The sequence below is a fragment of the Necropsobacter massiliensis genome (assembly GCF_000827595.2).
Classification (GTDB): Bacteria; Pseudomonadota; Gammaproteobacteria; order Enterobacterales; family Pasteurellaceae; genus Necropsobacter; species Necropsobacter massiliensis.
The window spans coordinates 233,747-245,153 of the sequence record NZ_LN776186.1 but is presented as its reverse complement, the minus strand read 5'-3'; the positions used below and the strand labels follow the sequence as shown (position 1 = coordinate 245,153).

8 protein-coding genes are annotated in these 11,407 nt (G+C 47.3%); 2 read left to right on the top strand and 6 right to left on the bottom strand.

What is annotated here, in order from left to right; all coding sequences use genetic code 11:
• The 6 genes from BN3349_RS11980 to BN3349_RS08225 form a co-directional block, all read right to left on the bottom strand.
• Positions 1-2,149 (bottom strand): ESPR-type extended signal peptide-containing protein (locus BN3349_RS11980; protein WP_281256023.1); only part of this gene is annotated, 2,149 nt, incomplete at its 3' end.
• Between the two features lie 300 nt (positions 2,150-2,449).
• Positions 2,450-4,522: an alpha-amylase gene (locus BN3349_RS08245; RefSeq protein ID WP_040976843.1), complete on the bottom strand. Its 2,073-nt coding sequence runs from the start codon at positions 4,520-4,522 to the stop codon at positions 2,450-2,452.
• Between the two features lie 139 nt (positions 4,523-4,661).
• On the bottom strand, positions 4,662-5,552 hold the full coding sequence (malG, locus tag BN3349_RS08240; RefSeq protein ID WP_032107994.1) for a maltose ABC transporter permease MalG: 891 nt from the start codon (positions 5,550-5,552) through the stop codon (positions 4,662-4,664).
• A 9-nt stretch (positions 5,553-5,561) separates the two neighbouring features.
• Positions 5,562-7,112, bottom strand: a complete 1,551-nt coding sequence (gene malF / locus BN3349_RS08235) for a maltose ABC transporter permease MalF (protein ID WP_040976842.1) — start codon at positions 7,110-7,112, stop codon at positions 5,562-5,564.
• A 183-nt stretch (positions 7,113-7,295) separates the two neighbouring features.
• Entirely contained in the window at positions 7,296-8,486 is a 1,191-nt protein-coding gene (gene malE, locus BN3349_RS08230) for a maltose/maltodextrin ABC transporter substrate-binding protein MalE (RefSeq protein WP_040976841.1), read from the bottom strand.
• Positions 8,487-8,564: 78 nt separating this feature from the next.
• Positions 8,565-8,801, bottom strand: coding sequence for a hypothetical protein (locus tag BN3349_RS08225; protein WP_040976840.1), 237 nt, complete (start codon positions 8,799-8,801; stop codon positions 8,565-8,567).
• A 91-nt stretch (positions 8,802-8,892) separates the two neighbouring features.
• Between BN3349_RS08225 and malK the strand changes: the two genes are divergently transcribed.
• Positions 8,893-10,011, top strand: a complete 1,119-nt coding sequence (gene malK / locus BN3349_RS08220; RefSeq protein WP_032107991.1) for a maltose/maltodextrin ABC transporter ATP-binding protein MalK — start codon at positions 8,893-8,895, stop codon at positions 10,009-10,011.
• A 101-nt stretch (positions 10,012-10,112) separates the two neighbouring features.
• Positions 10,113-11,384, top strand: a complete 1,272-nt coding sequence (locus BN3349_RS08215) for a maltoporin (RefSeq protein ID WP_040976839.1) — start codon at positions 10,113-10,115, stop codon at positions 11,382-11,384.
• The last annotated feature ends 23 nt before the right edge of the window (positions 11,385-11,407 follow it).

Below are 11,407 nucleotides of genomic sequence, written 5' to 3'. Positions count from 1 at the left end.
CTGTGGCTGAACTCGCCGCTGAAGTCGCAGAATTCTCCGCTTTTGTGGCAGAGCTTGCCGCGGCAGTTGCGGAACTAGCTGATTCGGTAGCCGAACTCGCCGCAGATGTTGCAGAACTATCGGCTTTTGTGGCAAAACTTGCAGCCGCAGTTGCGGAACTAGCCGATTCAGTGGCTGAAGTCGCAGCCGCAGTTGCGGAACTCGCAGCCGAAGTCGCAGAGCTATCAGCTTTTGTTGCCGAACTTGCAGCGGCAGTTGCAGAATTACCTGCTTCCGTGGCTGAACTTGCCGCCGCGGTTGCGGAACTAGCTGATTCGGTAGCCGAACTTGCCGCAGCACTTGCGGAATTACCTGCTTTCGTCGCGGAACTTGCGGCAGATGTTGCAGAACTATCCGCTTTTGTGGCAGAACTTGCAGCCGCAGTTGCGGAACTAGCTGATTCGATAGCCGAACTCGCCGCAGCACTTGCGGAATTACTTGCTTCTGTTGCTGAACTTGCCGCAGATGTTGCAGAACTATCCGCTTTTGTTGCAGATTTACCCGCTTCGGTGGCTGAACTTGCTGCGGCGGTCGCGGAACTAGCCGATTCGGTGGCTGAAGTTGCAGCCGCAGTTGCGGAACTATCAGCTTTGGTGGCTGAGCTCGCTGCGGCGGTCGCAGAACTAGCCGATTCGGTAGCCGAACTCGCCGCGGAAGTTGCAGATTTACCCGCTTCGGTGGCTGAACTTGCCGCAGATGTTGCGGAGCTATCGGCTTTTGTAGCAGAACTTTCAGCCGCAGTCGCGGAACTAGTCGATTCAGTGGCTGAAGTCGCAGCCGCGGTTGCCGAACTTGCAGCTGCAGTCGCAGAATTTTCCGCTTTTGTGGCTGAACTCGCTGCGGCAGTCGCAGAACTAGCCGATTCGGTAGCCGAACTCACCGCAGACGTTGCAGAACTATCGGCTTTTGTGGCAGAGCTTGCCGCAGATGTTGCAGAGCTATCCGCTTTTGTGGCAGAAGTTGCAGCCGCGGTTGCGGAACTAGCTGATTCGGTAGCCGAACTTGCTGCTGCACTTGCAGATTTATCAGCTTCTGTGGCTGAACTTGCGGCGGCAGTTGCGGAGTTACTCGCTGCGGTGGCAGCGGTTTCAGCACGAGTGACAGCGCTGTTGATGGCAGATAGTGAGTTTGTAACGGTTTGTGCGGCTTGTTCGGCGCTTGCGATAGAATTTTTTGCCGAGTCGGATAATCCATAAATAATATTGCCGTTGGAATCGGCAGTTACTTTAAGATCCGAGGTGGCGCCGAACGAAATTTCATTGCTGCCTTGTGCCGATGACCATATTTTCCCTTCCGTTGCCGTGCCGTCGCTTTGATTATTGGAAATAGTAAATTTATAAGTCGATTCGGAACTTGCGCTGTTAACAGATTCCTGAATCGTTGTAATATTTGCTTGCAGTTGGCTAGCTACGGCAAAAAGCTGCGAACCGTTAACCGCTTCAGTTGAATTGGCACTTAACTTTCCCGGTGCCACATTCACAATCAGGCGCTGTTCATTCTCTCCTGTTCCACCGACACTGACAAATGATCCCGCCCCCGAAATTCCGCCGGCAAAATTAGAATAAGTAATATTATTAATCGTGACCGAACCCAGACTATTCGTATCCTGTACACTGTAACCGGTTGAATTGGTTCCAATAATTACTGCACCGGTAAGCCCATTTCCGTTACTGGCAGCAATATTGTTACCGATAATAACCATATTCTGTGCCGATGCGGTACTGTTATTCCCTATCACATAAGACCCAGCCGCATCCCAATCAATTGTGCTGTTTGAACCGAAAATCCCGCCCTGACACCCCTGCGGATTCGGCACATTATTCTGCCCGAATACAATCAAATGAGATTCGCTGTTCTGACAATCCCCGGCAATATTATTGCCGGAACCGTAATTAGTTATAGCTAGCGAATATTGCATCGGCAAAATCGTTCCCAATAATACACAAGTCAGTAAAGTGAATTTACCACCGACAGACAAATCCGCCGCTTTAATCGCCGCTTTTTTCGCTTCGGCATTTGAACAAGACTTCACCTTGCCTTTAGCCAGTTCAGAAACCACAGTCAGCCTGTTTAACGTAGTGTTCCAGATAACTTTGTATGTGTTGTTCATCATTATTTCCTTCGTTAGGTTTTGATCTAAAATTATCGGCATTTATGCCAAGTTTTTTTGCTGATAAATAACTCAAACCGCGATCATTTATTGAGCAAAATTTTTTTTAAGACGCACGAAAGGAAGGCAGTCATCCCCCGATAAAAAATCGGGAGATTTCCACCGCACTTTTCTGCGTTTATAAAACTATGATCAGATAACTAAGACAGCGAAAAAATATAGGTTATATTTTTGCTAACTGAAAACATATCTAGTTAAAATATAAGGAATATTTTACTTAATTATGTTGAAATGTCGTTGTTAGTTTCCCGCCCAAACCACCATTACTCTGTCATCGCCGTAGTGGCGGTCGAATGAAAAATACTTGCCGTTTTGCACCGCACTTTGCACACCGGCACCAATTGCCGGATGCTGCTGACGAAAATGACTTAAGATTTGCCAATGTGCGAGCAATTCGGCTTTTTCGTCATTTTCCCGCAACTCCTGCCAGTTCATGTCGGAACGGGTTCCCTGTACGGGATCCGAGCCGGTCGGACCGAATTCGCGTCCGCTTTCATCACCGTAATAGATTTGCACGGCGCCCGGTGCCAGCAGCAGTAAATTAGCGGCGATTTTTTGTTTATGCGGATTTTGCTCGCTGTCGCTATGGAAGAACAGACGCGTGTCATGGGAAGACAGATAACTGAGCACATTAAAATCCTGCAATTTGCCGTTCATTTCCTGATAGACAGGGTCGATTTTAGCAAAACAATCTAAAGCGTTTTTTGCCTGATCCTGAAAATCAAAATTGATCATGGCATCAAAGCCATGTTGATAATAACTGCTCTTCGCCACGCCATGTCCCCAAGCCTCGCCGGTCATCCAAAACGGTTGATTAAAACTTTCCTGCGGATGTCCGGTCTGCCATTCTTGCAATGCCTTTTGCGCTTCGGTTTTCAGCTGTTGCCATGTGCTTTGCTCCACATGTTTCGCCGTATCCACGCGGAAACCGTCCACGCCGTATTTACGCACCCAATCGCTCAGCCAAGTGATCAGATAATCGCGCACTTTGGCATTCGGCAGCGGCACGGCATGGGTGTCTTTATGTTGATAAAACGGCGGTAAACCGACCGCACTTTCGGCTTCGGTTTTCAGATCCGGCAGTGAAGAAAGCGACATTCTTAAATCATCGAATTTCGGGCTGTCGTAATCGCCGATATCGGAACGCACCCAATCTTTGCCCCACCATTGCGCCCAGCCGGCTTTATCACCGAAATTAATGTAGTCGTTAAAACTATGCCAGTTTTGTCCTTTCTTCGGTTGCCAGTTCGTCCAGTTATCGCCGAGAATGGTTTGGCGTTCGTCATCTTTGAGATAAAGCGCGCCGAACTTGAATTGCTGCATATCCGCCAAGGTGGCATACCCGGTATGATTTAGCACCACGTCGAACAGCACGCGCATTCCCCGTTGGTGCGCCTGTTGGATAAAGTTTTTCAGCTCCGCTTCCGTGCCCATGTTGGCATCCAGGTTAGTCCAATCCTGATGATAATAACCATGGTAGGCATAATGCGGAAAATCGCCTTTATCACCGCCACCGACCCAGCCGTGCATCTGTTCCAGCGGAGAACTGATCCAAATTGCATTCACACCAAGCTGCTGTAGATAATCCAGTTTCGCCGTCAACCCCGCCAAATCGCCGCCGTGAAAGGTGCCGATTTCCTGCATGCCGTCTTTTTGGCGTCCGTAGCTGTTGTCATTATGCGGATTGCCGTTGTAAAAACGATCGGTTAAGACAAAATAAACCGTGGCATTTTTCCAGTTAAATTCGGCGGGTTTTTGTACCGCACTTTTTTCCGTCGCTTTTTCCAACAACAATAATCCACCGGACTGCGCCGCTGGCATTAAGGTGAGTTTGCCGTTTTCCACTTGCGCACTGTTACCGGAATAAAAATCGCGCACCAGTTCACCGTCCTTAAACGTGGCGCTGACATCAATCTCCAGCGGTTGTTTATTCCAGACCTGACAGGTTTTCACTGTTGTCTTTCGGTTGTCCGGCTCTTGTTTGATACTCACACGTAAAGTCGGTGTACCGCTGCGCATATCAATTTGCGCCAGATAAGTGCCGTCGCGGAACAGGCGCAGCTGTGGCACGTCACCCGCGCAAGGAACTAACGAGACAGTTTGATTTAATTTGACCGCACTTTGCGGCTGGTAACATTGATTATGAAAGGTAAATCGCAGCGGATAATAGCCTTTCTTCAATGCCGTTTCGGATTGAAATAACTGTTTTTCCCCACTTTCGCCGAACCCGCGGAAACTGTCATGCTGCCATTGTCCAGCAGCGCAGGCGGTCATTGAGCAGAACAGTGATAAATAAAGCATAGACTTTTGCATAAATCACTCCTGTAAATGTTTATAAATGCCGTTGTCTTATTCTTATTTTAGGTTGTGTTGCGTTTTAGTTTTACTGAAACATTAATGAATAGGAGAAAAAAAAGTGTGGTACACGGATACACATACCACACCCAAATAATCAGCCTTTTACCCCGCCTGCGGTTAAACCACCGACCAACCAGCGTTGTGCCAACAGGAACACCGCAGTAATCGGAATGGCGGACAATACCGCAGCGGCAGCAAAATCACCCCACAAATAGTTTTGCGGATACAGGTATTGCTGCATACCGACCGCCAGCGTGTAGCTGTTCACATCACGCAGCAACAGCGATGCAACCGGCACTTCGGTAACTGCCGAGATAAACGACAGAATAAACACTACCGCTAAAATCGGTACCGATAACGGCAGTAAAATCAAACGGAATGCCTGCCAAGGTGTCGCCCCGTCCAGCGCGGCAGCCTCTTCCAGCGAACCATCGATAGTTTCAAAATAGCCTTTGATTGTCCACACATGCAGCGCAATACCGCCCAAATAAGCAAATACAACGCCGGCATGGGTATTCAGCCCCAGAAACGGTACATATTGTCCCAAACGATCAAACAAGGCATATAATGCCACCAGCGACAGCACCGCCGGGAACATTTGGAAAATCAGCATGCCTTGTAAAATGGTTTTTTTGCCTTTGAATTTCATCCGTGCAAAGGCATAGGCGCAAGTGGTGGAAAGTGCCACAATGCCGACGGAGGTAATGGTTGCCACTTTGACCGAATTCCATAACCAGAGCAATACCGGGAACGGCGGCGGCGTAACCGAACCGTCCGCATGCACAACATCAAACCCTAATGCCAGCTTCCAGTGTTCCCACGAGATTTCGCGCGGAATAATATCGCCAATCGCCAGATTACCCGGGCGCAGCGAAATACCGATCACCATCAGCAACGGAAACATAATCAGGGCTAAAAAGCAGATTAGCAGCACATGGGTCGCCCACAAACGATAACGCATAGATTTTGGTTGTACGATAGCCATGATGTCCTCCTAATCCAGTTTCATTTTTGTGGCTTTAATATTCAGTAACGCTAATCCGCCTACCAATAAGAAGATAATGGTAGCGATTGCCGCGGCTAAGCCGAAATCTTGCGTGCCACTGCCTTCAAAGGCGATACGATAAGTATAGCTGACCAACAAATCGGTATAACCTGCCGGTGTGGTAGTGCCGATCATATCCGGACGACCGTTGGTTAACAGCTGGATCAGCACGAAGTTATTAAAGTTAAAGGCAAAGGACGCAATCATTAACGGAGTCAGCGGTTTTAACAATAACGGCACGGTAATTTTGCTGAAATTCTGCCATGTGGAGGCACCGTCCATGGCGGAGGCTTCGTATAAATCCTGCGGAATGGCTTTCAACAATCCCATACACAAAATCATCATATACGGATAACCCAGCCAAGTATTGACGATAAGAATCATGGATTTCGCTAACAACGGATCATTAAACCACTCTGGACGAATACCGAACAGCTGATTTAAGATCATATTGATTTCACCGAAACTCTGATTAAACAAGCCTTTGAATACCAAAATAGAAATAAACGACGGTACTGCATAAGGCAAAATCAGCAGTAAACGATACACCGCTTTACCGCGCAGGGCTTCCCATTGCACCACGCAAGCCAGCACCATTCCGATAATTACGGTAAATGCTACAGTTAATACGGAAAATACGACCGTCCAGATAAAGATTTGTACAAAAGGCTTCTGAATACCGGCGTCGGTAAAAATTTTAATAAAATTACTAAATCCGGTGGAAACGGTAAAGCCCGGCTCCAGCGTTTCGTTCAGCCAGTCGCCACTTTCATTAATGGCTTGGAAAAAGCCGGTATCCTGATTGGCGCGGTATTTTTTACCGTTTTCATTATTTAGCAAAATGCCGCTTTCGTCATCATAGCTGTAACGCGCTTTTTGTTCCGAAAATTGACGCAGCGAACTCATTGTCAGCTCGTTACCGTCCGGCAGTACAATCGTCATATTCTGCAATGCACTGCGGTTTTGCGTAATCACACGCAGCGGCGCAGGCTCTCCCTGCGGTGCCGGTTGTTCGATGACTGTAACTCGTTTATCGGTTAGCGCAATATTTTCCGCGGCAAAATCCTGTCCGCTATTCGGGTTATGCAGCGCAATGATAAAACGATCATCGGACTGCGGATACAGTTTGAAATCGAATTTGTCGCCGGAAAAATAATGCTGCTGACTTAATACATTCAGCGCCCGTTCAAAAGCCAGCTGGTTGGTACCGCTGTAATTGGTAAAGGCAATGGCAATGGTTGCCACCAGCGGGAACAGAATAAAAATCGTCATGCCCATAATACCGGGATACACATAACGCCAAGCGTACACTTTTTTACTGCTGAAAATATAAATACCGGAGGTCAGAATCACTAACGTCAGAATGGCAAATAAGTATTCACCCTGCGAATACATCAGCATAACCAGATAGAAATCAATCAGTAATACCGCTCCGATAAGAAGATATCTTAACCAATTGAATGAGGATTGCGATTTGGTCGGATTAACCGCTTGTAGCATAATACACCTCGAAATGTCAGAAAAACGAACCGCACTTTTAAGCGGCATTCATTATGGCTGTTTATGATTATAATGAGTTGTCGTCCGATACGGTCGGCATCCTGCCGATATAGACCTCCTTTTATGCGCTGAAACGGGATTCCGCATCGGAAGAAAACGGGCACGTCGGTGCCCGCTTAACGATTATTGCTGTTTCTGAATACGTCCGTGCGCGTCATCCAATGCTTCTTTCACACCTTGACGACCGCTGACCGCATTCACGATAGCCGCTTTTTCTGCGTACCAAAACGCCGCCATTTGTGGAATGTTCGGCATGATTTCACCATGCTGCGCATTTTCCATAGTTGCCGCAATGCGTGGGTCTTTGGCTAATTTTTCCTGATAGGATTTTAACGCTACCGCGCCTAACGGTTTGTCTTTGTTTACGGTATCCAGCCCCTCATCGGTCAATAGATAGTTTTCCATAAACTCTTTCGCCAAGTCTTTGTTCGGGCTGGCAGAGTTTACACCGGCACTCAATACGCCGACGAACGGTTTGGACGGCTGACCGTTTAAGGTCGGTAATACCGCTACGCCGTAGTTGATATTGCTTTTCTCAATATTGCCCCAAGACCAAGGTCCGTTGATGGTTAATGCGGTTTCGCCTTTATTGAAGCTAGCTTCCGCCACGGAGTAATCCATATCCGCATTGATGACTTTATTTTTCACCATATCCACCACGAATTGCAGACCTTTCTGCGAACCGGCGTTGTTTACCCCGATGTCATTCACATCATATTTACCGTTGGTGAATTTAAACGCATAACCGCCGTTAGATGCCACCACCGGCCAAGTGAAATACGGTTCGGACAGATTCCACATAATCGCGTTTTTACCGTCTTTTTTCAGTTTTTTATCCAGTTCAACAATTTCTTCCCACGATTTCGGCGGCTGTGGCAGTAAATCTTTATTATAGATTAACGATAAGGATTCAATCGCCACCGGATAAGCGATGACTTTGCCGTTATAGGTTTCGGCATCCCACGCGAAATCAACGAATTTGTCTTTAAATTCTTTGCTCGGTTGTAACTCCGCCAACAGTCCCGCCTGCGCATAACCACCGAAACGGTCATGAGCCCAGAAAATAATATCCGGACCATCACCGGTGGACGCCACCTGAGCAAATTTTTCTTCCAAACGATCCGGATGCTCAACCAACACTTTCACGCCGGTATCCGCTTCAAATTTTTTACCGACTTCGGCAAGACCGTTATAGCCTTTATCGCCGTTAATCCAGATAACCAGTTTACCTTCGGTCATTTTTGCCGCTACGGAAGCGGAAAACATCAAACTTGCCGCAGTGGTCAGTGTGAATGCCAAGAGTTTTTTATTCATAGTGTTGCTCCTTATGATATGGACTTAAATTTGGATGGTCTGAGGATAACCGGACAGCCTATCCTGAGTTATCGTAGATTATGCAGTAATATTTTCATTTGTTATCCTCCCCCCTGCTCCTCCCTGCTGGAAATATCCTGATCTTTCAGCGATTTTTCTATTTTTTGTGATACGCCTCACAAATTTTTCAACCCAAAACGTGACCTGCCTCACATAAAAACGAAATTTTCCGTGTTGCCGATTTAATTTCCCGCCGCCGACGCTTTTTTCATCTAATCCTGAAAAAAATCGCAAAAGGAGGATTTTTTTCAACATTATATAGCGGATGATTAGCTCCGTAATGAAAAGACACAAAGAATGACTAAAAAATTACTACAAATTATAAATTTATAAAAAGAGGTTCTCTATGGCAAATGTATCGTTACGCAATGTAGGCAAATCCTACGGCAACGTACATATTTCTAAAGACATCAATTTAGAAATTAATGAAGGTGAGTTCGTTGTATTTGTCGGTCCTTCCGGCTGCGGTAAATCAACCTTACTGCGCATGATTGCCGGACTGGAAGACATTACCACAGGCGAACTTTATATCGGCAATCAGCTTATGAATGATGTGCCGCCGGCAAAACGCGGTATCGGCATGGTGTTCCAATCTTATGCCTTGTACCCGCACCTTGATGTGGCGGAAAACATGTCATTTGGTCTGAAATTAGCGGGCGTCAACAAAGCGGAGCGCGACCAGCGCGTCAATCAGGTCGCTGAAATTCTACAGCTGGCGCACTTATTGGATCGCAAACCGAAAGCCTTATCCGGCGGTCAACGTCAGCGTGTGGCAATCGGGCGCACTTTGGTTTCTCAGCCGGAAGTTTTTCTGCTGGATGAACCGCTATCCAATCTGGACGCCGCACTACGCGTGCAAATGCGGGTGGAAATCTCCAAATTACATAAAAAATTGAACCGCACTATGATTTATGTGACCCATGATCAGGTCGAAGCCATGACGCTGGCGGACAAAATCGTGGTGCTGAATGCTGGCGGTATCGCACAAGTGGGCAAACCGCTGGAACTCTACCATTATCCGGCAAACCGCTTTGTGGCAGGTTTTATCGGCTCACCGAAAATGAACTTCCTGCCGGTTAAAGTAACCGGTGTGGAAACCGAGCGGGTGCAAATCGAATTGCCAGATGCGCATCACCATAATTTCTGGATTCCGGTTTCCGGCAAAGGCGTCAGTGTCGGCGACAATCTTTCCTTAGGCATTCGCCCGGAACATTTGGTACCAGCCGAGCAGGCGCAGGTAACATTGCGCGGTAAAGTGCAGGTGGTGGAACTGCTAGGCAATGAAACCCAAATCCACCTTGAAATCCCGGAAATCAAACAACCGACACTGGTATATCGGCAAAACGATGTAGTGCTGGTTAACGAGGGCGACGCGCTGGATATCGGTATCGTGCCGGAACGCTGCCACCTGTTTAAAGAAGACGGCACCGCCTGCCGACGCTTATTTAAAGAACGCGGCGTGTAAGGATTTCGGCATTGATTGGCGAGCTGAATCAATGCCATTAAAACCAATATCAATTCATTGATATACCCCTAAATGTTATTTAATAAATAATGAGGTCAATTATGAACAGTAAAAAGACTCTACTAGCAGTAGCCATCACTGGCGCACTGATCGCGACCAGCGCCAGTGCGGTTGATTTCCACGGTTATGCCCGTTCCGGTATCGGCTGGACATCCGGCGGCGGCGAACAAACTGCATTCACCGTCAACGGCGGCGGCTCGAAATACCGTTTAGGTAACGAAGCAGAAACCTACGCAGAATTCAAATTAGGTCAAGAGCTTTTCAAAGACGGCGATAAATCCATCTATTTAGATTCTAACATTGCCTACTCTGTAAACCAGCAGGTTGACTGGGAAGCCACCAGTCCAGCACTGCGCGAAATCAACGTGCAGTTTAAAAACTTCGCCGACAGTCTGCCGGGTGCAACATTATGGGCCGGTAAACGTTTCTACCAACGCCATGATGTGCACATGAATGACTTCTACTACTGGGATATTTCCGGTCCGGGCGCAGGGGTTGAAAATATTGATTTAGGTTTCGGTAAATTATCTTTGGCGGTAACGCGTAATACCGAAGAAGGTGGCGCATATGGTTGGGAATACAACCCGATTACCAAAAAATGGGATTCGACTAAAGACAAAAACAAAGACGTTTATAATGATGTCATTGATGTACGTTTAGCCGACCTGAAAGTCAGCGAAAACGGTCGTTTGGAAATCGGTTTTGATTACGGTAGCTCTCACACCAAAAACCATGCTGCTCGTGAAGCTGATGCAACCAAAAACGGCTATATGGTAACAGTTGAACACACCCAAGGTAACTTCTTCGGCGGTTTCAATAAATTTACTGCACAATATGCCACAGACTCGATGACTTCTTGGAATACCGGTCACTCACAAGGCGGTTCAACCACTAACAAAGGTCATATGTTGCGTTTAATCAATCAAGGCGTGGTTGCGGCAAGCGACAAAGTGGAAGTGATGTACGCATTGATTTACGAAAAAACCGACTTAGACAACAAACAAGGCAAAACTTGGTATTCCGCCGGTATCCGCCCAATGTATAAATGGACTGATACTATGAGCACCTTAGTCGAAGTAGGTTACGACCGCATTAAAGACCAAAACACAGGCTTGAAAAACGACTTAACCAAAGTCACTCTGGCTCAGCAATGGCAAGCAGGCTCAAGCATTTGGGCGCGTCCTGCAATCCGTGTGTTCGGTACTTATGCGCACTGGAACGACAAATTCAATACGACAAACCGTACCAACGCCGGTTATAAAGCCAAAGACGGCGAATTTGTTGCAGGCGTTCAGTTTGAAGCATGGTGGTAAACCTTCCGCTGCTTCGGCACTAA